The organism is Streptomyces sp. YPW6, assembly GCF_018866325.1.
In the GTDB taxonomy this organism is placed as follows: domain Bacteria; phylum Actinomycetota; class Actinomycetes; order Streptomycetales; family Streptomycetaceae; genus Streptomyces.
In genome coordinates, this window is record NZ_CP076457.1 from 1,226,107 (window position 1) to 1,250,276 (window position 24,170).

Below are 24,170 nucleotides of genomic sequence, written 5' to 3' on the forward strand. Positions count from 1 at the left end.
CGGCCGGACGTGTGCGCGGGGCGCGCCTCAGTGATGACGCGCGGCAGGACGCAGGACGCCGGGCACGGGGCCCAGGTCCCCCACGTGGACCGTGACGCGGCCCCGCACCGGGACACCCGTGCCTGGATCGATTACGTAGTCGAACCAGTCGTAGCCCAGGTGCCCGTGGAACGGGTCGTACATCACCGATCCATCCGGTTCGACGGTGGTGACGCCGTGCCGGGCCGGCCCGACCCCGATGAGCCGGGCGTCCTCGCCCAGGCCGTCGGCAAGGCCCTTGAGGACCCCGCGGTGGCCCGGCATCAGCAGCAGGCTGCGGCCCTGCGGAGGCACCGCGGCCACCCGGAAGCCGCGGTCCTTGATGGAGAAGGTCGTGGAGGTGAGTCCTTTGCCGCCGTCCGCGATGATGCCCGCTCGCAGGACGGGGACCAGAAAGGCGTCGGACGGTACGTAGGTGTTCACCCGGAGGGTGAACCGGGCGACGCGTTCCACTCCGGGGCCCGTCGAGGTGGCGTAGCGCTCACCGGACGGCAGCAGGCTCACCCCGACCAGGTTGCCGATGGTGGCGACCCGGGTGAAGGACTGCGCCATGAGGTAGCCGTAGTAGCGCGTTCCGTTGCCGTGCGGAGTCAGGGTCCATGCGAAGCCGATCTGCTGGCCGGGGCGGGCCGGCAGATCGGGGTCGTGGTCGCAGCGCAGCTCCGACTGGCAGACGATCGAGGGGTCATCGCTCTGCACACTGCGGAACCGGGCCAGGATGAAGTCGCTCATGTCGTCCGCCTCTCCGTCCCGCCCAGAGTGCGTGCTCGGGTCAGGGCCTCATGGGTAGCGTCGTCGAGCCAGGTCACCGCGTCCGGCGGGAAGTGCGAACGGTCCAGGTCACGGACCCAGTGCTCGGGGATGATCTGCCCCGCCGCCAGCGAATAGGCGACGAAGCGCGCGCAGGCTATCGCTCCGGCCGGCACCAGGTGGCCCGGGTCGTGAAAGCCCTCGGGGTAGTTCGGGTGCTCGCCCGGCTCCAGGTGCACGAAGAAGGGACGCACGCCCTCGGGGCCCAGCTCCGACCACCAGGTGCGGCTCTGACCGTAGAGGTCGATGTAGGGGACGCTGCATTCGGTCGCCAGGTCCGCCTGTGCCATCACGTACTCGGTGATGCTCTGCGGCAGATTGCCGTGCACGTCGTGGGTGTCGCGCTCGTGCGGGCTGACCAGGACCGGATGCGCGTTGCGCTCCCGTGCTCCGTCGATGAACCGGCGCAGGTAGACCGGGAAGTCACCGTACGCCTCGGTCCGGAGCCACTCCTCGGGCTTGCCGTCGTTGATCCCGAAGGAGGCGAGCAGATAGTCGCCCGGGCGGATGTTCGCCAGGATCCAGTCGAGGCGGCCTCGATCGCTGAACGTCCGGGTGCTCGCTCCGGCGCGGGCGCAGTTCACGACCTCCATCTCGGGGGCGAGGAAGAGGTGGAGTACCTGCCCCCATCCGGTCATGGGCGCCTTGCTCATCTCGCGCGTCACGACCGCTGATCCTCCGGTCAGGAAGATCCTGGGCGGCCCCGCCGGACGAAGGTCTCCGTCACACCGCACGCTCCCACCCTCCGTTCCTTACAAGATCCCGCTCCGCGTGGAGGCCGGTGTCGTCGCCCAGTGGCGCCGTGTCGAGGTGGGCGGCCGCCGCGACCGGAACACCCAACGGCCCGGACGGTCCGAGGTCGGCTGCGTTCGCGTCACCCAGGGCGTCGATCGCCTCGTACACCCGCTCGCAGTTGCCGCCCCCGCTGTGCGCGAAGAACTGTTCGGCCCGCTCCCGGTAGGGGCTCTCGACCGTGAACTTCCGTGCGACGGCCGCGATGATCTCGTCGACCGCCTGGTCGACCGTGCGGCAGACCGGGCCGAAGCCGTGTTCCGACAGGTTGAAATAGCCCCGCTTGTAGTGCCGTCCGTAGAAATCCTCCTCGTCGAAGGGAACGTGGACGAGGGGGATTCCCATGTAGGCCACGTCGAAGAAGACCGACGAGTAGTCCGTGACCATGAGGGAGCACTCCTTCATGGCCTGCTGGACGTTGCGGGTCTTCGGGTCGGCGACCTTGATGGCGGAGGAGTTCATGCGGAAGTTGTGCAGGTACGGCCGGATCTCGTAGTGCGGGAAGAACTCCAGGTCGACTCCGAAGCGTTCCAGCGCCGTCGTGAGCCGCCGGTCGGACAGCAGCGAACGGTAGAAGCGGAAGTACTCGGACTGGGTGAAGGCCGTCTTGGCGGGACCTGCCGACTTCTTGTAGGACGCCGTCACGATCCACTGGCGCCACGTCGGCATGAGGAGAATCCTCGGCCGCTCGGCCGGCTCACGGCGAAGCGCGTCGAAGCGGGGCAGCCCCGCCAGCACCGCACGGTCCCCGAAGCCGGCCTCCAGGGCCAGGTGCTCGCGCTCCTGGTGTCCGGTGGTCACGATCATGTCGTAGCTGGTGATCCGCTGATCCACGCCGACGGTCACGTCGTTGTAGATGACTCCGTGCTGCAGGAAGATCCGCTGGTACTTCAGCAACTCGCCGAACCGGTGCAGGAAGAGCACCTTCCGGTAGCCCTCGGGCACCAGATAGGACTCGGAGTCGTAGGAGCCGATGAGCTTGGTCGCGTGCAGCAGGTACATCCGGTGCTTGAACGAGCCGAGCTTGATCACCCTGCCGAAGCGGGCCACCTTGGCGTGATCGGCGGACTTGCCGTCGATCACGTAGTACGCGCGACGGCGCTTGCGGTGGGTCCGCAGCCACGAGAAGAAGTGGTACGAGTTGTCCTGGGCGGTGTCCGTCCGCTCGCCGATGAGCCAGATCTCGCGGGAGTTGAGGAACGGGTAGGTCAGCCAGTAGGCGAGCCGCATGCGCCACCCGGGGTTGCGGGTCTTGAGGATGCGGATCTCGCGGGCCACGCGCCACAGTGTGTGCTTGACCCGGGCCATGGGCTTCCGGTCGATCAGCCGCAGGTGGAGTGCCTCCTGACCACCGATGGTGAGCATGTAGGGGTGCCGGCCGATCCGCCCGGGTCCCTTGAGCCGATGGAGCGGCAGGCGTGCCTTCATGACGACGTTGCGCTGGCGCGTCCGGTCCACCCGGTGGATCCGGAGCCGGAAGTCCCCGACCCCGAAACCGCCGCGTACCAGGTCGGCGAGAGGGATCTCGGCGTACCAGCCGGCGTAGCGGTCGCGGCCGTTGCGGGAGTTCCAGAGGTCACGCCGGGCCACCTGCCGCAGCTCCACGCTGATCTTGGCCTGAGCCGTCTGGTAGACGAATTCCATGGGGTTGTGCATCGGGCCGCTGATATCCATCCCCGGGATGGACATGCAGCCCTCGACGACCAGCACGTCGCCGCGGGTACGGACCGACTCCACGACGACATTGGGGTCGTTGACCCGCGCGGCACGGGTGTTTCCCGCACCGCCCTCGAAACTGCGGTGGAACCCGTCGTCGTCGATCTCCAGCCGCAGCGGAGCCTGGGCGAGGAACGGCGCCGGGTCGCGGAAGAGTTCGAAGTTGCCGCTCTTGGCTGCGTAGTGGTCCAGTTGCTGAACAGCGTTGGTAGCGAACTCCAGAATGACGTCGTCGGGTATCTGGGTGTAGTGCCGGTGGATGTCCGGGAACATCTCCTCCAGCTGGGTCCGCCCCATGACGTTGCGGGCATTGCCCAGGAAGCCCTTGTACGTACGCGTCACATAGCGCTGGAACATGCGCCGGATGTCGGCCCGCTCGGTGGCGGTGTAGTTGAGCAGGAAGTGGTTGAGCCGCAGGTGGTCACGGTAGTTGGCCGGCTTGCTCCACAGCGAGTCCATGATGGACGAGCCGTCGGGGCGACCTCGGTAGTAGTAGACCGGGCGGTCGACGAGGCTGATCGCGTTGGCCCGCAGCATGCTCGGCAGCGTGACCCAGGAGTCCTCGAAGTGGACGCCCTCGCCGAACCGCAGGCCCAGCCTGCGCAGCAGGTCGGTGCTGAAGACCTTGTTGCAGGCGGAGCCGCTGAAGATGAGGTCGGGCACCGCGGCGAAGTCGTCGATCCTGCGGTCTCCGGCGCCGAAGTACTTCTTCCACGGACCGTACGGCCGGTCCGGGAAGTTCACGAGGTCGCCGATGACCACCTCCGAGCCGTCCCGCCAGGCTGCCTGGAGCATCAGGGAGAGCGCACGCTCGCCGAGGATGTCGTCGGAGTCGAGGAAGGTGACGTAGGGGGCGGTGACGTGGTCGAGTCCGGTGTTGCGGGCGTTGCCGAGCCCGCCGTTCTGCTGGTGCACCACGGTCACATTGGCGTAGTACCGGGCGAACTGGTCCAGGATCCCGGGTGTCTCGTCGGTCGCGCCGTCGTCCACCAGGATGACCTGGGTGGCGGCGAAGCCCTCCTGGGCCGCGATGGAACTCAGGCAGTCGTCCAGGTACTTGGCCACGTTGTAGCAGGGAACGACGACGGCGATTTCGAAGCGGTGATCCTGCGTCGCGAAGGCCCGGTGGAGCCGGCCGCGCCACCACATCCACGGCGCTTCGGGGTCGCTCTGGGCCATCTCGAAGGTGCGGCGGCCCGCCTTCGCCCGCCGCAGTGCGAGGTTCCCGCTGATGGTGCGATAGCCCTCGAAGTCCTCGCCGTCCGAGGTGAAGCCGAGGCCGCCGAGTTCGATGTCGCGTACGTTGAGGGCCGAGCGCGAACGGGTCCGGTTCCGCTCGACCACGAGGGAGACGTTCCAGACGGTGCTCTCCACGTGCTCGTCACCGATCAGCTCCGCGAGATCCGCCACACCACCGAACAGCACGAAACGGTCATCGATCTCGATGTCCGGCACGGGGACCGTGATGTCCTTCTTGGTGTGCCGGTTGCGTGCGGCGAGCGTGAGCCGGAAGTCGTCACCGGACGTGATCCGCCCGAACCTGTTGACCAGCCGGCCCTCGAAGCGGAACGCCGACGGCCCGTCGAAGGACCAGCTGTCGAGCTGGGCGAAGAGCGGCTCGCGTTCGAGCTTGTCCGCGGTCAGACCGAGTTCGGTGACATCGAGCATGCGCCGGGCGTCGGGGAGGTGCAGATGGTCACCCGACCAGTAGACGCGCCCCTCGTCCTCCAGGAGGAAGGACGAGAGGACGCTCTTGCGCTGTGCGTAGTCCAGCGTCGTCAGCGCCGCCTCGATCTCCTGGTACATGACGAAGTAGGCCCGCACCCGGTCGACCGGGTCGCACAGCTCGAACGCCTCGTCGCTGACCGAGAACAGGTATTCGCTCGCGATCTCCGCGAAGCCCTGCTGGAACGCGGGATCGCCTTCCGCGAGGGCCCGCATGTACAGCCTGAGGTCGTGCGCGAGGAACTTGGAGTCCTTACGGACCTTGAGCTGCCACAGACCGCGGTCCAGCAGGAAGGCGTCCGTGGCACGGTGGACGGCGACCCGGTCCATGATGCTGCGCAGTTCGCCCGTCCGCCCGGTGATGGAGCCTCCGTCGGGCTCCCACATCCACCGGTACACCGGGTCGGTGATGACCGTGATGCCCTCGGCGAGACACCCGGCGACAGTGGAGAAGTAGGTGTCCTCGTAGAAGACCCCCTCCGGAAACCACACGCCCGCCCCGCGCAGGAAGTCCGTGCGATACAGCTTCGCGGCCGCGATGGGGTCGGTCAGCATCAGGGGGAACTCCACGAGGCCCGGCACCGTGCGCGCCATCGCGTACACCTCCGGGGCCCACGCCTCGCTGTCACCGGTGGCGCGGTTGACCCGGATCGCCCGGCCCGCCGTGATGTCGCTGCCGGACTCCAGCGCGCCGGCCAGCAGCAGCTCGCACGCCCGGGGCGGCAACTCGTCGTCGGAGTCCAGGAACAGCACGTACTGGCCCGCCGCCTGAGCGATGCCCATGTTGCGGGGCGCGCCCACACCGCCGCTGTTCGTCGGCCTGCGCAGCACCCGGACCCGGTTGTTGTTCCCACCGAAGCTCATGACGACGTCGAGGGTGTTGTCGGTCGAGGCGTCGTCGACCACGATCACCTCGACCCGCTCGTAGGTCTGGTTGACGGCCGACTGCAGCGCCTTCCCGATCGTCGTGGCCGCGTTGTAGGCGGGTATGACGACCGTCACCCAGACGTCAGGGGTGTCCTGTTCGTAGCTCATCCGACGCTCCCTCCCTCGCCCGGAAAACTGTGCTGCTGATACGGCTGGGGGGTGTACACCGGACGCGCCTGCCGCAGAGGCTGCGTCTCCCAGTCGTACGCCCGCCCCGCGGACTGCTGGGGTTCGTGCGCGTACGGTGGCCATTCGCCCGGGATGAGCGGCTCATAGGGCTGGGGGTAGGGCTGGAACCCGGGATCGTCCTCCGGCTGGGGGTTGAGGAGTTCGGTGTCGGCCAGGATCTGTTCCGGTACCCCGCGGCGGTGCCGACCGCGGTGCAGGTGGGGGGCGATGCTGCCGGCCGTGCTCGGAGCGGCTGCGTTCAGGTCGGCCATGACCCTGGTGAAGTCGCGGGTGGAGAGCCAGAACTTGTACATGATGATCAGCTCGAAGACGCCCATCAGGACCGCTGAGACCACGGTCGTCAGCAGGATCCGCCCGGTCAGCGGTCCCACGATGAAGACGAACATCTGGAACTCGATGCCACTGATGAGGTGCGGTCTTATCCGGCTGCGCAGCAAAGCCTGACGGACCCTGAGGTACCAGGGGAACCGGTGGCGGAACTGAGCGTGCAGGTCCACGACCTGGGCGTCGCCGGCCTGCTGCTTGAGCAGCTCGGCCTCGGCCTCGGGGTTCTCGCGGAGCAGGTCTTCCATGAAGCGGACCTGCGGTACTTCCTCCTCGGCCCGGGAAGCCGCGGCGGCGGCTTCCGCCTCCTGCTGCTCCTTGGTGACCTTCTCGATCTTCGCGCGCATCGACATGCGCATCTTGTAGATCTGGAGAGCGTCCACATAGCGGAGCATGTCGAGGAAGACGACCATCAGCGCGGCGAGCAGAAACCTTTCGTCTTCACTCCGGAGATACTGGCCGCCCATCAGGGCCAGGGCGCAGAAGAGCACCCGGATCCGGTCGAAGACGTAGTCGAGCCAGCCGCCGAAAACGGTGCCGTTGCCCTTGAGCCGGGCGAGCTTCCCGTCGATGCAGTCGAGAATGAAACTCAGGTGGTACAGCGCGGCCCCGATGAACAGGGACGCGGTGTCCCCCCTGAGGAAGAACCCGGCGGAGCCGAGGCCCAGGAACAGCGCGGCCCAGGTGACCCCGTTGGGGGTGATGAATTTGAACCGCGCCATGACGATGAGCATGCGGGTCGCGACCGGGTCGACCAGGACCACGGTCCACCAGGCGTCACGTTTCTTGCAGGTGAGTTTCTGGACAGCACGCAGGGACAGCTTGGCCATAACCCCTCAGTCACGAGAACGACAGCGAACACCCCCGCCGAGGCAGGAGAGCCTCCATGTTCACGCAACCCCCGTGGGTCCTTCACATGAAAGATCCTTCGACATTACCAAATGTTCACTAGTCAACCATGGGATTTTTGCCGCCGCTCAGGTCGCAGAGTGATCACATTCGACGGGGAAGTGTCACGTTGTGTGCCACGAACCGAACTCGAAAGGCCCGTTCGGTGACAAACGGCTCGTCCACGACAACCGGCCCCTGACGTCGACCGTTGCCAAGGTCACTGCGCCCGTGCGGTCGTGAACCATCGCGGGCATGCGGGAGGAGTGCGCGCCGAGGTCGTTCCACCAGACACCGGCGTCGGGCCTCCCCTGTACGTGGGCGCCCACCACACAGCTGCCACCGGGACCGGAACGCACCAGGGCCGAGTACGTCCAGCCCTCCGCCTGGACGCCGAGGACCCCGGTGACGGGTCCCACGCCGTCCGCACCGCCGATCGGCACGGCGGAGACGGCGCCCGGCTGCCAGACACAGGGCTCATTCGTGTGCGGATCCCGGAAGAGGAGGGTGCCCGGCTCAGGACCGGCCGACAGGGAGCCCGGAGCGGCGGAGAGCGCCGTCCGGTCCTCGGTCCAGCCCCCGCCGGCACCGGACCGGTGCCACCGCACCACGGCGGTGGAGTCCCGGGCACGGGCGTAGACCTCGACCTCGCCCCGGGCCGTGGTCACCGTCACGAGCTCGTCGGCGATCCTCGCACCCCTCAGGTGCTGCCAGGGCGCCCAGCGGCCGTCAGCCCCCTGCGCCCGGAAGCTGAGGCTGTGTCCGAAGTTCCGGGCGAAGACGAACAGGGTGCCCGACGCGTCGAAGCCAGCTGCCGGAAACCCGACCTCACGGCTCTTGTACCGGTCGCCGGGATTGGGGCTGCCGAGGGAGTGCCAGGGGGTGAGCGGGCCACCCGCGCGGTACTGCGCCGCCCTCACGACGGCGACGTCCTCCCCGCCGTCCTTCCGCGGCGTCCTGCGCAGCGCCAGCAGGTGGACGAACCCGTGCTGATCACGGAGTACGGAGAGGCCCGGCATCAGGGAAGGCCCGGCCAGCAGCTCGGGTCCCTTCCAGGCGCGGCCGCCCTGCTCGTCCTGGGTCCAGCGCAGCACACCGCCCGCGGAGGGAAGAAAGGCGCTCAGTCGCCCGTCGAAGCCCTCGGTCAGCCAGCGCGTCGTGCACGGGTAGCGCACCACGGTGGCGGCATCGGCGGATGCGTCCGCCCCCGCCCTGCGGCAGTCGACGAAGACCGGCTCTCCCGTGCTGTGCTGATATTCCCGGGCTGCCGCCAAGGCGTCGAGTGCGGTGGCCGCCTGCTCCGGCGGCACGTCGTGCAGCGGCACGCCGGCGCTCCGGTCGTACCCCACCCGGACCGGATCGGGGTCCGGCAGGAGCAGCCGTTGCGGGCGGAGTTCGAGGAACTGCCGCAGCAGTTCCTCCTTGGTGCCCGACTGCCCGGTGAGCGTCCGCGGGGCATGGACGACCCGGCAGCCACGGCTCTCGGCCTCGGCCAGAGCCCGGTCGAGAGCCGCGCGGCCCTCCTTGTCGTCGCTCCGGGCGCAGAGCACCCCCAGGGCGGCGGCGTCCTGCTGCTGGGCGACGAGCAGAACGGCGTCCCGGTGCTGGGCGGCGACGACCGTCACCCTCGGGAGAGCGGCGGTGGTCATATCAGCCTCCAGTCACTGAGGGTCAGGCCCTGACCGACCTCCTGGCGCGCCACCGCCGGCCGGCCCTCGGCGTCCAGCACCGCCACGACCACGCGCCCGTGCCCGTCACGCGCGAGCGACGGGTCGCTCCGACAGTGCATCGCGGTGTCGGTCCACCACAGACCGGACTGCTCCCCCTCGGTCGCGCACACGCCCAGGTTGACGGTCCCGGTGGCCCCCCGGACGGCCAGCACCGTGCAGTCGAGGCCGTCGAGAGGGGCTCTCAGCGCGGCGACGCGACCGTCCGCCGGGGCCCCTCCGAGCGGCAGGGGCCAGAATCCCGGCCGGAGGGCGACCACGCTGCCGCCGGCCGCGTCGGTCAGGTAGTAGGTGATCCGGCCGGGGCCGGTCTCCAACGGGGTCGCCGAACCCGGCACCGGGACGACCCCCGCCTCCTCCGCGCGTTCGAGAGCGGCGCCGGGCTTCGTCCCGTGCAGACGCAGGGCCGACACTCGGGTGGGAACGAGCAGCTCCACCAGGCCGGTCGACGTCGCCGCGGGGGCCGGGGCGTCCGTCACGCCGGCCGCCGGAAGGCGCTTCCAGGCACTCCAGGCGCCCTTCGCGTCCTCGCGGCACAGCTCCACCGTGCCCGAGCCGGTCGGGACGAAGACGTGGAGTGCGCCGTCGGGCGTGACGGTCCCCGTGGGCGCACCCACTTCGGCGGCCATCTCGATGTCCTTGTGCGGGTTCCCGAGCGCGTGCCACCGCGTCATGGGCCGGGCTGTCTGGTACTGGGTGGCGCACATGACGTCGACCCGTGACCAGCCGTCGCCCGTCGGCCGTGTCCGGAGCCCCAGGAAGTGCGCGTAGCGGTTTTCCCCGTACACGACGCTCACATGGGTCACGCCTTTGGCGGCGAGTGCCTCCGGACCCTGCCAGCGGACGCCGCCGATCTCGGTCTGTGTCCACCGCAGGATCGCGTCCTGGACGGAGACGTAGACCGTCAGCCTGCCGTCGTGGCCGGGCACGAGCCAGGGGCCGCCGAGAGGAGGACCGAAGCCGGTTCCGGGGGAGTTGTCCGGCCGCGCGACCGGGCGCGGGGAGGGGCTGGGCACGGTCATCACCCTCCCGGGCAGGTGGCCCTCGCCGCGCGAGGGAGCAGATGGATCATGGATGGCGGGTGACGGGAATGCCTCAGGCGGGCAGGGTCGCGCCCAACGGCACGGACCGGACCCCGGCGAGGTCGCGCCGCGCGCCCGGGTGCCGCAGGCACCAGCCCGCCCAGGCCGACTCCACCATCCGCCGGACGTCGTGGGCGGCCGACCAGCCCAGCTCCTGGCGGATCCGGTCCGCCGAGGCGACGACCCGGGCCGGGTCGCCCGGCCGGCGTGGGGCGGAGACCGGCTCGGCCGCGGGGCCGTACCCGGTCACCTCTCCGATCAGCGCGATCATCTCCCGCACCGAGACCCCCTCCCCTCGGCCGATGTTGAGCGTCAGGTCCGTCCCCGGAGTCCGGCCCGTGAGCTCCCGGGCGGCGGCCAGGTGTGCCGAGGCGATGTCGTCGACGTGGATGAAGTCACGTACGCAGGTGCCGTCGGCGGTGTCGTAGTCGTCGCCGAACACGACCGGAGCCGCGCCCTCGGTCAGCTTCTCGAAGACCATGGGGATGAGGTTGAAGACGCCGGCGTCGGCGAGGCGCGGTGCGGCCGCACCCGCGACGTTGAAATAGCGCAGAGAGGCGGTCGCCATACCGTGGGCGCGGCCGGCGGCGCGCACCATCCACTCGCCGGTGAGCTTGGTCTCGCCGTAGGGGTTGATGGGGGCGCAGGGTGTGTCTTCCGTCACAAGCGGCACGTCGGGCATTCCGTACACGGCCGCGGACGACGAGAAGAGGAACGCCTCCACCCCGCTGCCGGCCGCCGCTTCCAGCAGGGTCCGCAGACCCTCGACGTTCTCGCGGTAGTAGTGGAGCGGCCGCTCCACCGACTCGGCCACCTGCTTCTTGGCTGCGAGGTGGACCACGCCGCGTACCGCCAGATCCTTCATGGTGCGGCGCAGACCGGCGGCGTCGAGCGTCGAGCCGTGCACGAAGGGCACCTCGTCCGGAACCCGCCCGCTGTCCCCGGTGGAGAGGTCGTCGTAGACGGCCACCTCCTCGCCGGCGGCCGTCATGGCACGCACGACGTGGGCCCCGATGTAGCCCGCACCGCCTGTGATCAACCAAGTCATGAGCGAATAATAGTTCGATGCGCTCGCGGCCCATTACCCGTATCGGGTTCACCAGCGCCAACGCTCATCTGTTCTATAGTGCTCGGTCAGTCGAACATTCACGGACCGGACACACCCCCCACCCGAGTCCCCCGCGCCCCACGGGCCACGAGATTTGAGGACTCGCGCACGATGAGCAACGACGAGACGGCCCCGGGCCCCCGCGCTTCCCGACGTGCGGCCAAGCCCCGCAAACGCCGCCGCGGCCTCAAGATCACGCTCGGTGTCCTGCTCGTCCTGCTCCTCGCCGGCGGCGGCACCGTCTACTGGCTCTACAGCCGGCTCGACGGGAACATCAAGGGCGTCGACATCAACAAGGCGCTCGGTGAGGACCGCCCGGAGAAGCTCCCCACCAGCGGGCAGAACCTGCTGGTCCTCGGCTCGGACTCGCGCGCCGGGGCGGAGAACCGGGAGCTGGGCGGGGGCGGCGCCGTCAGCGGCGCGCGCTCCGACACCGCGATGGTGGTGCACATACCCGAGGGCCGGTCGCAGGCCGTCGCCGTCTCCATCCCGCGCGACACCCTGGTGACCCGGCCCGAGTGCGTCAAGGACGACGGCTCGACGGTGGCGGGCAAGGACCGCGTCATGTTCAACTCCGTCTACGCGCAGGTCGGTCCGGCCTGCGTGGTGAAGACGGTGGAGAAGATGTCCGGCGTCCGCGTCGACCACTATCTGGAGATCAACTTCGCCGGGTTCAAGGACCTGGTCGACGCCATCGGCGGGGTCACCGTCGACGTACCGCAGGACATCGACGACAAGGCGTCCGGGCTGCACCTCAGCGCGGGCCCGCAGAAGCTGGACGGCACCGAGTCCCTGGCGTACGTCCGGACCCGGCACGGCATCGGCGACGGCAGCGACCTCGGCCGCATCGGGCTCCAGCAGCAGTTCCTGATGGCCCTGCTGAGCGAGGTCAAGTCGCAGGACCTGCTGGGCAGCCCGGCCGGCTCCTACAAGATCGCCGACTCGGCCACCAAGGCGCTGACCACGGACTCCTCTCTCGCCTCGCTCACCTCGCTGGCGGATTTCGCCCGTTCCATGAACGGCGTCGACCCGGCCTCGATGGAGACGATCATGCTGCCGGTGGCGTACGACAAGATCGACCCGAACCGGGTGATCGCGGCAGAACCGCAGGCCGGCCAGCTGTGGAAGGCGATCCGCGAGGACACGGCGATCCCCGAGGAAGCGAAGAAGTCCCCCGCGACCGGGGGCTGACGAACCGTCGTACCGCTCGCCCCGTGACACCCTGCCGGGATGAGCGAGGACGAAGCGGTGCTGGTGATCGTGGACGGCGCCAATGTGGTCGGGTCCGTCCCCGACGGCTGGTGGCGGGACCGGCGCGGGGCGGCGGTCCGGCTGCGCGACTCCCTTGTTCCGTACGCCGCGGCCGGGCTGCCGGGACTGCCGGGACCGGTCGAGATCGTGCTCGTGGTCGAGGGAGCCGCCCGAGGTGTCGAATCCGTGCCCGGGGTCCGGGTCGCATCGGCCCCCGGCAGCGGTGACGACCTGATCGCCGAGCTGGCGGCCGCCCCGGAGCCGGACCGGGAGTGCGTCGTCGTCACCGCCGACCGCGGACTACGGCAGCGGGTCGAGGCGTACGGGGCCCGGTGCGTGGGGCCCCGGACGGTACGGCCGTCGCGGAACGCCCACGGCCCTTTCCGGCCATGACAGCCTCAGGTGGCCGCTGCCTCCGGTCCGCGGCGGCGCGGTCCGGGCCGGCGCACGGAACCTGCTTCCCGGACCGCCGCCCCGGGTCGCAGCGCGGCGGCACTCGGCGCTGAGGGCGCGATGCTTCCTCCGGTCCGGCCGTCCGGACCCCGCCGCGCCCCGACCACGCTGACCGGCCCTTCTCCCTCGCGCGCCCGCCTGCTGCGGGGCCGGCGCGTGCCCCCGGTCCTCCTGCCGGGTCCCCGCAGGAGGCCTGCTGTCCCGCGCCCCTGGCATGGGCCGTATACCGGTGTCGGCTCGGCGGTTAGGCGTTCCCATACCGCACCTCCGTACGTTCTTTCTCAGCCGGTGCAACGGACACCGTCGACACGAGGAGACGAACATGCCTGAGAACCAGAGCCAGGAGCCGACCGAGTCCGAGGACTTCGAGGTCGTCGCGCACAGCGAGGAAGGCGAGGACGAGGCGGGCACCTGCATCACGAACAACAGCGAGATGCTGCAGTAACTCGTCCCATCGGGTCCTGCGCACCGCACGGGCCTCCGGCGCTCGGACATCGCGTTCCGCGCGGCGGAGGCCCGGCCGCCGTCGGTCCTCCGCCGCCCGTCATCGCCGGTCGCTCCGGGGCCGGCCGCGTCGGCGGCTCCGATGCCCGCCGCACCGGCCGCTCCGAGCCCCGCCACGTCGGTGGTGTCGAGCCCCGCCGCGTCGGCGGCTCCCAGGCCCGTACCGCCGGCCGCCCCGCCCGTTCGGGCCCGCCACCGCCCGCCACGCAACGAGGGAGCACCGCGTGACCTCCGCCGCTCCGCCGGCCCAGCACCGGCGCTCGCACCGGGCTCACCGGCTCACGGCGCCGGGATTCCCGGCACCGGACGCTCTGCTCCGGTACGCCCCGTCCGGCATCCGCCCGGCCCGGCCCCGCCGGGAGGCGTCATGAGGATCCTGCTGTGTCCGCTCAGCGACGGCGGCTACCTCTACCCGGCGATCGCGGCCGGCCGTGAACTCCGGCGCCGCGGCCATCACGTCAGCGTGCTGGGCCGGTCCGGCGCCGCGCCGGTCGCGGCCGACGCCGGACTGCCGTTCGCGGCGACGGAGGACTTCGGCGAGCGGCGCGCGTTCTCCGTGGCGTGGTGGGGCACGTCCGCCCTGGCCCAGTACCGGGCGACCGTGCGTGCCGCCCGCGCGGACCGGGCCGACCTCCTGATCACCTCCGTGCTGTGTCACGGCACCCTGCTCGCGGCCGAAGTGCTCGACCTCCCGGTGGTGGTGGTCGGACTCTCCGTCCATCTGTGGGACTACCGCGGAGGCGGGACCGGCGAACCGCCACTGGGCCGGCCCCGGCCCAACCGGACCCGCGAGATGCGTCAGCAGTACGCCGAGGTTCGGGAACAGGCCGGGCTGCCGGGGCGCGGCTCCCGGTGGGGCGACGACCCCCTGCCGGGCGACGCGCTGCTGCTGCGCGGTGATCCCGCTCTGGAGTACCCGGGAGCCGAACTGCCCGACCGGGTCCGGCACGTGGGACCGCTGTGCTGGGAGCCGGCCCCCGGACCGGGCGAGGTGGAGGCGGTCAGGGAGCAGGTGGCGCGGTCCGAGAAGCCCGTGGTGTACGTACACCTCGGGCGGGTCTTCGAAGGGGGCAGCCGGTGGCCCCACCTCAACGAGGCTTTCACCGGGGGCCGTTTCCAGGCCGTGGTCGAGCAGGGGCGCTCCCCGAGCCCCGAACCCGCCCCGGGAGCCGACATCCTGACGGTGCGCAAGCCCTGGATGGGCCCGCTGATCGACCTGGCCGACATGGTGCTGACCAGCGGCACCTCCGCCCCCGTACTGGGCGCCCTGCTGCGCGGCCGCCCTCTCGCGGCATCGCCCAACGGCTCCGAACAGCCCCTGCTCACGGGTGCCTTGATGCGTGCCGGTGTGGCCGTGCACCTGCCCAAGTCCGCGCTGTCCAACTGGCCGGCGCTGCTGGACTCCGCCTCGCGGGACGACGCCCTGCGAGACCGTGCACGGGCCCTGGGCCGACGGCTGGCCGCCGCGGACGGCGCCGCCCGCGCGGCCGACATCGTCGAGCGAGTGGCCCGGCACTCCGCGATCCCTGAGGAGGACCATGAGTACGCGAGCGCCCGGCCTTGACCCGGACCGTCGGACAGCCGCCGCCGAGGAGACCGTCGCCGGCCTGGCCGCGAGTACGGGACGGTGGCTGGGGCTTCACGCGGGTCGTCTCGACTCCGCCTCCGGCCGCGCCGAACTGCCCGTGACACCGAGGGTCAAGGCCCTGCTGCAACTGGCGCTGCTCTGCCGCTGCTGGCTCAAGGCCGCACCGGACGACATCGCCGCACGGCCTGTGCTCGCGGTCGTCGAACGCGCCTGGCGCAGGCCGGAGATGCCGCGCCTCCTCGCCCATACCCCCGGCAGTGCACGGCCGTTCGGGTTGATCTGGGCTGCTCTGGCCCCGGCCGGGACGGTCCCCGAAGCCCGACGCGAGATGCTCGACCGGCTGTCCGCCGAGGGCTATCTGCTGCCGCGCCGGAAGTCCCCGTACCTCCACCTGGGAACCAGGTTCTACGCCGAACTCGCGGGCGTGGAGCACGAGCTCGCGTCGTACGAGGAGCTGTGGGCGTGCAGCCTGCTGGCGCGGGCCGACGACATGACGGCGGCCGAACTCGACGTCTGCCAGGTGACGGACACCGTGTTCTACCTGTCCGACTACGGTTTCCGCGGCACCGGGCTGGACGCGGAGGCCCGGGAGCGGGCGCTGGGCGTGCTGGAGCGGCTCGCCGACCACTGTGTGCGCGAGGGCGCGTGGGAGTACGGGGCCAAGCTGCTGCTCGCCCAGCACTGCCTGGGCTCGGACCCGCTGCGGACGCCTTCGGGGACAGCGGTCCTCGGGATGCTCGTGGAGGCGCGTTCGCCCGACGGCTCGATCCCCGGCAAGACCGCCCAGCGGCGGGCCCCGGCGGCCGCCGCCCCGCAGGAGTACTTCCGGTGGGCCTACCAGTCGACGCTCGTCACCGCCCTGACGACGCTGCTCCTCACCAACAGCCGCCGCACCCGCCCCACCCCGACCCTGGCATCACCCACAGCGCGGAGGACGCGATGAGCCTGCAACAGCTCCAACTCCCGGACGGCGCACGCCTCCTCGAAGGCAAGCGCAACTGGTGGTTCCTCGGCCGGGGCGGAGTGGTCCGCCTCGGCGGGCGGCACGTCACCCCCGAGGGAGGCCTGCGGCCCGACACGGAGCAACGACTGCGCGAACACGGCATGTTCACCGCCCCGCCGGTCCGCACCTACGCGCTGACCGTCCTCACCAGCACCAACTGCAACCTGGGCTGCGGATACTGCTTCCAGAACACCGCCCAGGACGCCGCGAACGGCAGCCGCCCGCCCCGGATCGCCCGGACGCGTCTCACCTCGCAGACCATCACCTCGATCCTCGACTTCACCCAGCGGCGGATGGCCGCCGCCGAACTGGACCGGCTGCGCATCCTGTTGTTCGGCGGGGAGCCCCTGCTCAATCCGCGCGGGTGCCTGGAGCTGCTGGAACGGGCCGCGGGCGTCGGGATGACATCGGCCTGGATGATCTCCAACGCCACGCTGCTCACTCCGGGGCTCGCCCGCCGGCTCTCCGACCTCGGTCTCGACTCCGTCCAGGTCACCTTCGACGGCGACCGCGAGGACCACGACCGCATCCGGGTCAACCGGGCGAACAACGGCGGCACGTACGACAAGATCGTCCGCAACCTCGTCGCGGCCGGTGAGGTCACGCCGATCCGGTGGACCCTGCGGGTCAACGTCTCCCAGGAGACCTTCGGCGGCGTCGACGCGCTCATCGAGCGGCTCGCGGGCGAGCTGGACCCCTCCCGGTGCGCCCTGTACTTCGCCCGGGTCGGCGACGTGGGCATCGGCTACGCGAACGACCTGCTGCACACGGGCGAGCTCTCGACCCACTTCACCCGGTGGCAGCGCAGAGCGCTCGAACTCGGCTTCACCGTGAGCCGTCCCGGCGCCCGCCGCCCCTGCCTGACGTGCGGCCACACCGAAGGCCGCTACGGCGCGGTGGTCAGCGCGGACGGGACCCTGGCCAGCTGCTGGGAGACCGCGGGCAAGCCCGACTGGCAGGTCGGCACGGTGAGCGACGGCTACCGGCCCGCCGAGTCGACCCGCGACCGCTGGATCTCCTGCGAGGACCTGTACCAGTACGACGAGGACGCCCGTACCCTCACTCGGTTCCGCGACGACGTGGACGCGACCCTGCTCGACTACCTGGACGAGACGGAGCGCCTGCAGCGATGACCTCGTCCCTGGACCGGCTCTCCGCCGGCACGCTCGACTGGCTGGGCGCCGGCCTGGACCACTTCGACCCCTGTGCGGCCGGCCGTCGAGCGGCGACGCACCGTCAGGCGAAGGCCGTCCTGGAACTGGCGCTGCTCTGCCACTGCTCGGCCCGGACCGGCGGCCCCCACGGGGAGCGGCTGCACGGGGCCACCGCCCTGCTGCGCAAGCTCTGGCAGAACCCGGACTTCCCGCGGCTCTTCGACACGCACCCCCCTTCCGCCCCCACCTACCGACTGGTCTTCGCCGCGCTCGCGCCCGACGGGATCGACGACACGCTGCGCCGGGCCACGCTCGCCCGGCTCGGCCCCGACTCCCTCTCACCGGCCGGCAAGTCTCCGCTCAAGCGCATGGAGACCCGCTTCTACGCGGACAAGGCCGGTGCGGACCACACCATCGAGCCGTACGCCGAACTGGTCGGGCTGAGCCCTCTGGTCACGCTGCCCGCGCAGGCGCGGGCAGACGTGTCCCGGGGAGACGCTGCCGGGGAAGCGCCGTCGGTGGAGAGCGAGGCGCCGCTCAGCGATTCCGAGGGGTACTCCCTCACCCACGCCGCGTTCTTCCTCGGCGACTACGGGCACACCGCGACCGGACTCTCCGAGGAAGCCCTGGCACCCCTGCGCGACCTGGTCCGCCGGATGCTGGACCACTGCGTCGAGCAGGAGCGGTGGGACCTCGCCGCCGAACTCGTCATCACCCAGTACATCCTGGGGCAGGAGCCGCTGCGCACCCCTTCGGGAGCCGCCGCGGTGGCGTGCCTGGCTCGGGCACAGCGGTCCGACGGGGCGATCCCGGGCCGGTCGGCCGCGCTCATGGCGTCCCCGTCGGCCCCGCCCGCGGAGTTCTTCACGAAGGCGTACCACACCACGCTGGTGACCGCGCTCATGACCATCGTCCTGTCCACGGGGAGGCCGTGATGGCACCGCGTCCGATCCTCATCAACCGCGACTACACACGGCTCTGGTTCGGCCAGGCCGTCTCGTCCGTCGGGGACATGGTCTTCAGCACCACCCTGATGCTCTGGGTGGCCACCGTGCTGGCGAAGGACGAGACCTGGGCCCCGGCGGCGGTCAGCGGCGTCCTGGTGGCAGGCGGCACCGCCGTGCTGGTCGTCGGTCCGATCGCGGGGGTCTTCGTCGACCGCTGGGACAAACGCCGCACGATGCTCGGCACCGAAGCGCTGCGCGGCGGGCTGGTGGCCCTGCTGGCCGCCGTCTCCTTCCTGCCGGCCGACGCGCTGCCGGCCGGGGTGTGGCTCGTCCTCGTCTACGGCACCGTGCTGGTGCTCCACGCGTCCGCCCGGTTCTTCGCCCCGGCCCGCTTCACGATCATCGCGGACCTGGTGACCGGAGAGGCCGACCGGGCCAGGGCGGCCGGCATCACCCAGGCGACCAGCCAGACGGCGCTGATCGTCGGCCCGCCGCTCGCCGCCCCGCTGTTCTTCACCCTGGGCGTGCAATGGGCCATGCTCTTCAACGCGCTGTCCTACCTGGTGTCGTACGTCGCCATCCACGCGGTCCGGGTGACGCCTTCCAAGCCGGCTCCCGCCGACGGGGGCGGCACGGGCAAGGCCGCCGCCGGGCGCTCCGGCGTACTGCCGGAGTTCGTGGCGGGCCTCCGCTTCTTCCGGCGCAGCACGTTCCTGGTGGCACTGCTGGTCTTCGCCGTGATCGGCCAGTTCGGGGCCGGTGCGCTGAACACGCTCAACATCTTCTTCACCACGGAGAACCTCGGCATGTCGGCCCGGCTCTTCGGCTACGTGGGCATGGCGATCGGGGTGGGCGGCGTCGTCGGCGCGCTGTGCGCCGGCCGTGTGGTGCAGTGGCTCGGGGCACGGCGGACGACCTGGGTCAGCCTGCTGGTGAGCGGCACCCTGCTGGTCGTCTACTCCCGGCAGACCGGGTTCGTCGGCGGCATCGTCGTACTGGTCCTGTTCACCGTTCCCATCACCGTCCTGAACACCGCGATGGCCCCTCTGCTGCTCTCGGCGGCGACCCCCGAGTACCGCGGGCGGGTCGTCGCCGTGTTCCAGCCGATGACGCAGCTGGCGGCGATGGTCGCGGCGGCGCTGTCCGGCTGGCTCGCCGGGAGCGTGCTGCACGGGTTCGAGGGCTCGGTGGCAGGGCTCCGGTTCGGTCCCGTCGACACGATCATCGCCGCCGCCGGGCTGTGCATCCTGCTGTCCGGCTTCTACGCCCGCAGCGCCCTGCCGGAGACGGCGACCGCCGAGGGCGGCGAGCCCGCCGGAGAGCCGGCCCGGGAAGAGCCGGCCGGCGAGGCGGGCGGACCGGCCGACGAGACCGCCGTACGGGCCCCCGCTGCCGCGCCCGCCCCACCACGACGAGGGAGCACCGCGTGACCTCCGCCGCCCGAACCACACCGTACGCCTATCCCAGCACCGCCCGGCAGGACGTCGTGGACGAGCTGCACGGGACACCCGTCCACGACCCGTACCGCTGGCTGGAGGACGCGAAGGCGCCCGCGGTGGTCCGCTGGGACGCCGAGCAGGAGGCGCTGTACGCGGCGGAGCGTGCGGCCTGGCCCGGCCGGGAGCGGTGGGAGGCGGAAGTGGCGGCGCTCACCGCCGTCGACCGCGCGGCACCGCCCAGGGTCCGCGGCGGCAGGGTCTTCTGGCTGCGGCAGGACGCGGGCCGGGAGCAGCCCGTGCTGATGGTGGCGGAGCCCGGCGCGGGCACCGGGCGGGTACTGCTGGACCCCCAGGTCCTGGACCGGTCCGGCCGCACGGTCCTCGACGCCTGGCAGCCGTCCCTGGAGGGCGATCTGCTGGCTTTCCAGATCTCCCGGGACGGCACCGAGGACTCCCGGCTCCAGGTGATGGAGGTGGCCACCGGCAGGATCGTCGACGGGCCGGTGGACCGGGTACGGCGGTCGTCGGTCGCCTGGCTGCCCGGCGGCGAGGCGTTCTACTACGTCCGGCGGCTGGACCCCCGGCTGAACCCCGGCGAGGAGCAGTACCACCGCCGGGTCTGGCTGCACCGGCTCGGGACCCCGCCCGGCGCCGACGTCCTGGTCTTCGGCGAGGGCCGGGAGAAGACCCAGTTCTACAGCGTGTCCGTCTCCGCCGACGGCCGCTGGCTGGGGATCAGGGCCACCCGGGGCACCGGCCGGCGCACCGACCTCTACCTGGCCGACCTGACGGCAGGTCCGCCGGAGCGGCCGTCACTGACGCCGGTCCAGGAGAACACCCCGGCCGCGACCCATCTGCACGTGGCGCCCGGGACCGCGCCGCAGGACCCGGTGTGGCTGCGCACCGACCACTCGGCCGCTCGCGGCCGTGTCGTCGCCTGCCCTCCGGACGCCCTCCAGCGCGGGCCCGAGGCGTGGCGGGAGGTGATCGCGCCACGCTCCGACGCGGTCCTCAACCACTTCGCGGTGGTCTCCGGACCGGAGCTCGACCATCCGCTCGGCCTGGCCGGCTGGACCCGCCACGCGGTGGCGGAAGTGACCGTGCACGACCTGACGGACGGCAGACAGGTGGCCTCGGTGCCGCTGCCGGGCAGCGGGACCGTCGGCGCCTTCGCGGCCGGTCCGGACGGCAGCCACGAGGCCTGGTTCACCTACACCGACTTCGTGACGCCGACGCGCATCCTGCGTTTCGACGGGCGGACGTGCCGGGTGACGCGGTGGGAGCACGGCGCCCGGCACGTTCCGGAGACGGCGGGGGCGGTCACCCGGCAGGTCGCCTTCCCGTCGCGGGACGGGACGACGGTCCGGATGTTCGTGATCTCCCCCACCGGACGTCCGGACGTGCCGCGCCCCGCCCTCCTCGCCGGATACGGCGGCTTCGGCCAGATCATGTCGCCCCAGTACCGGCCGCAGGTCCTCGCCTGGGTCCGCGCGGGCGGCGTCTTCGCCTGGGCGGGGCTGCGCGGCGGCGGCGAGGAGGGCGAGGAGTGGCACCTCGCCGGCAGCGGGGCCAACAAGCAGAACACGTTCGACGACTTCGCCGCCGCGTCCGACCATCTGCTGGCGGCCGGCTGGGCCGCACCGGGCCGGGTCGCGGTCATGGGCTCCTCCAACGGCGGGCTGCTGGTCGGCGCGGCCCTCACCCAGGAGCCCGGGAAGTACGCCGCCGCGGTGTGCCGGGTCCCGCTCCTGGACATGGTCCGCTTCGAGTCGTCGGGGCTGGGGCCCAGCTGGGTGCCCGAGTACGGCAGTGTGCGCGACCCCGCACAGGCGCGGACGCTGCTGAGCTACTCCCCGTACCACCGGGTCACGCCCGGCACCGCCTACCCGGCGGTGCTGCTGGCCGCGTCGGACGGCGACACCAGGACCGATCCGCTCCACGCGCGCAAGATGTGCGCCGCTCTCCAGCACGCGACGTCCGGCGCCGGTCCGGTCCTGCTGCGCCTGGAACGGGGCGTCGGCCACGGCGCCCGCGCCGTCTCGCGCGTGGTGGCGCTGGAGGCCGAGTGCCTGGCGTTTCTGGCCGGGCAGGTGGGGCTGCCGGCGCCGGCCGGGGGCGCCGCGGGGTAGGGATGCGGTCCGGCGGGGACCGCAGGGGCCTTCCCCGGACGGTCCGACCGGGAGGGGGGACGGCCGGACCGTCCGGGGAAGGGCGGTCCGGCCGGGAAGGGGGACGGCCGGACAGGACCCCCGCGGTGCCGCCGGGGACGGGTCCCGGACGCGGCGGCACCGCGGGAGTCCCCCGGCAGGGCGGCCCTCCGCCGGCTCGCCCGCGGATCTTCGGGCGGGAACGGTGTACGCCGTGGTGCGGTGCGGTGCGGTCCGTCAGGACGCGCGCCGTCCGGACCGGCCCGTGCGAACGGGCCGGGGGTACGACTCCCGCACGGGTCGTACCCCCGGCCGTGGGCCGTGCGGAGGCTGGATCAGTCGCGGGCGGGCTCCACGGCGCGGCTCTCGAAGCGGCCGTCCAGCTTGGCGACCAGGCCCGTGACCTGCCGGGCGATGTCCGGCGCGGTCAGCCCGATCTCGGTCATGACCTCGCCGCGCGAGGCGTGGTCGAGGAAGACCGGCGGGATGCCGAAGTCGCGCAGCGGTACGTCGACACCGGCGTCGCGCAGGGCCTGGGAGACGGCGGAGCCGACGCCTCCGGCACGGCTGTTGTCCTCGACGGTGACGACGACGCGGTGACGCTCGGCGAGCGGGGCGAGTGCCTCGTCGACGGGCTTGACCCAGCGGGGGTCGACGACGGTGCTGGAGATGCCCTGGGCGTCCAGCAGGTCGGCGATCTCCAGGCACATCGGGGCGAGCGCTCCGACGGAGACGATCAGCACGTCGGGGCGCGTCGCCTTCGGCTCGCGCAGGACGTCCATGCCGCCGGCCCTGCCGACCGCCTGGACGGCGGGGCCGACCGCGCCCTTGGAGAAGCGGACCACGGTGGGCGCGTCGTCGACGGCGACGGCCTCGCGCAGCTGGGCCCGGACCTGGTCGGCGTCGCGCGGGGCGGCGATCCGGAGACCGGGCACGCACTGGAGGATCGACATGTCCCACATGCCGTTGTGCGAGGCGCCGTCGGTGCCGGTGATGCCGGCCCGGTCCAGGACGAAGGTGACACCGCACTTGTGCAGGGCCACGTCCATCAGGACCTGGTCGAAGGCGCGGTTGAGGAAGGTGGCGTAGACCGCGAAGACCGGGTGGAGGCCGCCGGTGGCGAGGCCAGCCGCGGAGACCGCGCCGTGCTGCTCGGCGATGCCGACGTCGTAGATCCGGTCCGGGAAGGCCTGCTGGAACTTGCCGAGGCCGACCGGCTGGAGCATGGCGGCGGTGATGGCGACGATGTCCTCGCGCTCCTGGCCGAGTTTGACCATCTCCTCGCCGAAGACGGAGGTCCAGTCGAGGCCGGAGGTGGAGATCGGCAGGCCGGTGTCCGGGTGGATCTTGCCGACCGCGTGGAAGCGGTCGGCCTCGTCCTCCAGCGCCGGGGTGTAGCCGCGGCCCTTCTCGGTCAGGCAGTGCACGATGACCGGGCCGCCGAAGCGCTTGGCGCGCTGGAGCGCGGATTCCAGGGCCTCGATGTCGTGGCCGTCGATCGGGCCGACGTACTTCAGGCCGAGGTCCTCGAACATGCCCTGCGGGGCGATGAAGTCCTTGAGGCCCTTCTTGGCGCCGTGCAGGGTGTCGTACAGCGGGCGGCCGACGACGGGCGTGCGCTCCAGGAAGTCCTTGCCGCGGGCGAGGAACCGTTCGTATCCGTCGGTCGTGCGGAGCGTGGCGAGGTGGTTGGCCAGGCCGCCGATGGTGGGCGCGTAGGAGCGCTCGTTGTCGTTGACGACGATGACGAGGGGGCGGTCCTTGGCGGCGGCGATGTTGTTCAGCGCCTCCCAGGCCATCCCGCCGGTGAGCGCGCCGTCCCCGATGACGGCGACGACGTGGTCGTTCTTCTTGAGGACCTCGTTCGCCTTGGCCATGCCGTCGGCCCAGCCGAGGACCCCGGAGGCGTGGCTGTTCTCGATGATGTCGTGGTCGGACTCGGCACGGGAGGGGTAGCCGGAGAGGCCGCCCTTGCTCTTGAGCCGGGAGAAGTCCTGGCGGCCGGTGAGCAGCTTGTGGACGTAAGCCTGGTGGCCGGTGTCCCACAGCACCTTGTCCTTCGGGGACTCGAAGACCCGGTGCAGGGCGATGGTGAGCTCGACGACGCCCAGGTTGGGTCCGAGGTGGCCGCCGGTCTTGGACACCGCGTCCACCAGGAAGGTGCGGATCTCCTCCGCGAGCTGGTCCAGCTCACCGAGGCTGAGCCGGTCCAGGTCGCGCGGTCCCTTGATGCGGGTCAGCAGATCCACCCGTGCCTCCTTGCGTTTGAGCTGATCGAGCGTGCCGATCCGATGAGTCTAATGTTCCGCTACCGGACGTGAGCAGCGGGCGGGCCTGTTCGTAGCGATACCCGGACA

General features: G+C 71.5%; 17 protein-coding genes. 9 read left to right on the forward strand and 8 right to left on the reverse strand.

The annotated features are described in order from the left end of the window. Positions 1-27: 27 nt before the first annotated feature. From KME66_RS05375 to galE, 7 genes are all read right to left on the reverse strand, one after another. A complete protein-coding gene (locus KME66_RS05375) occupies positions 28-771 on the reverse strand; it encodes an Ig-like domain-containing protein (protein ID WP_216319546.1) in 744 nt (247 codons plus the stop codon). Further along, on the reverse strand, positions 768-1,514 hold the full coding sequence (locus KME66_RS05380; RefSeq protein WP_253208238.1) for a GDSL-type esterase/lipase family protein: 747 nt from the start codon (positions 1,512-1,514) through the stop codon (positions 768-770). Before KME66_RS05380 ends, KME66_RS05375 begins: the two co-directional genes overlap by 4 nt. 58 nt (positions 1,515-1,572) lie before the next feature. Next, positions 1,573-6,117 carry a glycosyltransferase gene (locus tag KME66_RS05385; protein WP_216319549.1) on the reverse strand — a complete coding sequence of 1,515 codons (4,545 nt, stop codon included), beginning with the start codon at positions 6,115-6,117 and terminating at the stop codon, positions 1,573-1,575. Beyond that, the gene (locus KME66_RS05390) at positions 6,114-7,352 is read right to left on the reverse strand and encodes a CDP-alcohol phosphatidyltransferase family protein (RefSeq protein WP_216319553.1); all 1,239 of its coding nucleotides are present in this window, start codon (positions 7,350-7,352) and stop codon (positions 6,114-6,116) included. Before KME66_RS05390 ends, KME66_RS05385 begins: the two co-directional genes overlap by 4 nt. 183 nt (positions 7,353-7,535) lie before the next feature. Continuing rightward, positions 7,536-9,059, reverse strand: a complete 1,524-nt coding sequence (locus tag KME66_RS05395; RefSeq protein ID WP_216319557.1) for a hypothetical protein — start codon at positions 9,057-9,059, stop codon at positions 7,536-7,538. Continuing rightward, entirely contained in the window at positions 9,056-10,159 is a 1,104-nt protein-coding gene (locus tag KME66_RS05400; protein WP_216319560.1) for a hypothetical protein, read from the reverse strand. The genes KME66_RS05395 and KME66_RS05400 overlap by 4 nt, the downstream gene beginning before the upstream one ends. Positions 10,160-10,232: 73 nt before the next feature. Beyond that, complete coding sequence (gene galE / locus KME66_RS05405) at positions 10,233-11,267, reverse strand: UDP-glucose 4-epimerase GalE (RefSeq protein ID WP_216319563.1); 1,035 nt, start codon at positions 11,265-11,267, stop codon at positions 10,233-10,235. Between the two features lie 171 nt (positions 11,268-11,438). Between galE and KME66_RS05410 the strand changes: the two genes are divergently transcribed. The 9 genes from KME66_RS05410 (at position 11,439) to KME66_RS05445 (ending at position 21,795) form a co-directional block, all read left to right on the forward strand. Then, positions 11,439-12,518: an LCP family protein gene (locus tag KME66_RS05410; protein WP_216319565.1), complete on the forward strand. Its 1,080-nt coding sequence runs from the start codon at positions 11,439-11,441 to the stop codon at positions 12,516-12,518. 39 nt (positions 12,519-12,557) lie between these two features. Beyond that, the gene (locus KME66_RS05415) at positions 12,558-12,971 is read left to right on the forward strand and encodes an NTP pyrophosphohydrolase (protein WP_216319568.1); all 414 of its coding nucleotides are present in this window, start codon (positions 12,558-12,560) and stop codon (positions 12,969-12,971) included. Positions 12,972-13,353: 382 nt separating this feature from the next. After that, positions 13,354-13,476 (forward strand): hypothetical protein, encoded by a 123-nt coding sequence (locus KME66_RS34385; protein ID WP_269086418.1) that lies wholly within the window; start codon positions 13,354-13,356, stop codon positions 13,474-13,476. Between the two features lie 426 nt (positions 13,477-13,902). After that, positions 13,903-15,099 carry a glycosyltransferase gene (locus KME66_RS05420; protein ID WP_216319571.1) on the forward strand — a complete coding sequence of 399 codons (1,197 nt, stop codon included), beginning with the start codon at positions 13,903-13,905 and terminating at the stop codon, positions 15,097-15,099. Continuing rightward, entirely contained in the window at positions 15,074-16,066 is a 993-nt protein-coding gene (locus KME66_RS05425; RefSeq protein ID WP_216319574.1) for a hypothetical protein, read from the forward strand. The genes KME66_RS05420 and KME66_RS05425 overlap by 26 nt, the downstream gene beginning before the upstream one ends. Then, a complete protein-coding gene (locus tag KME66_RS05430) occupies positions 16,063-17,259 on the forward strand; it encodes a radical SAM protein (RefSeq protein ID WP_073221013.1) in 1,197 nt (398 codons plus the stop codon). Before KME66_RS05425 ends, KME66_RS05430 begins: the two co-directional genes overlap by 4 nt. Continuing rightward, complete coding sequence (locus KME66_RS05435) at positions 17,256-18,215, forward strand: hypothetical protein (protein WP_216319577.1); 960 nt, start codon at positions 17,256-17,258, stop codon at positions 18,213-18,215. The genes KME66_RS05430 and KME66_RS05435 overlap by 4 nt, the downstream gene beginning before the upstream one ends. Then, complete coding sequence (locus tag KME66_RS05440; RefSeq protein ID WP_216319580.1) at positions 18,215-19,657, forward strand: MFS transporter; 1,443 nt, start codon at positions 18,215-18,217, stop codon at positions 19,655-19,657. Before KME66_RS05435 ends, KME66_RS05440 begins: the two co-directional genes overlap by 1 nt. Then, entirely contained in the window at positions 19,654-21,795 is a 2,142-nt protein-coding gene (locus KME66_RS05445; RefSeq protein WP_216319585.1) for a prolyl oligopeptidase family protein, read from the forward strand. Before KME66_RS05440 ends, KME66_RS05445 begins: the two co-directional genes overlap by 4 nt. A gap of 353 nt (positions 21,796-22,148) precedes the next feature. Here the strand turns inward: KME66_RS05445 and dxs are convergent, their stop codons facing one another. Further along, positions 22,149-24,062 carry a 1-deoxy-D-xylulose-5-phosphate synthase gene (gene dxs, locus KME66_RS05450; RefSeq protein WP_073221001.1) on the reverse strand — a complete coding sequence of 638 codons (1,914 nt, stop codon included), beginning with the start codon at positions 24,060-24,062 and terminating at the stop codon, positions 22,149-22,151. Positions 24,063-24,170 lie beyond the last annotated feature (108 nt).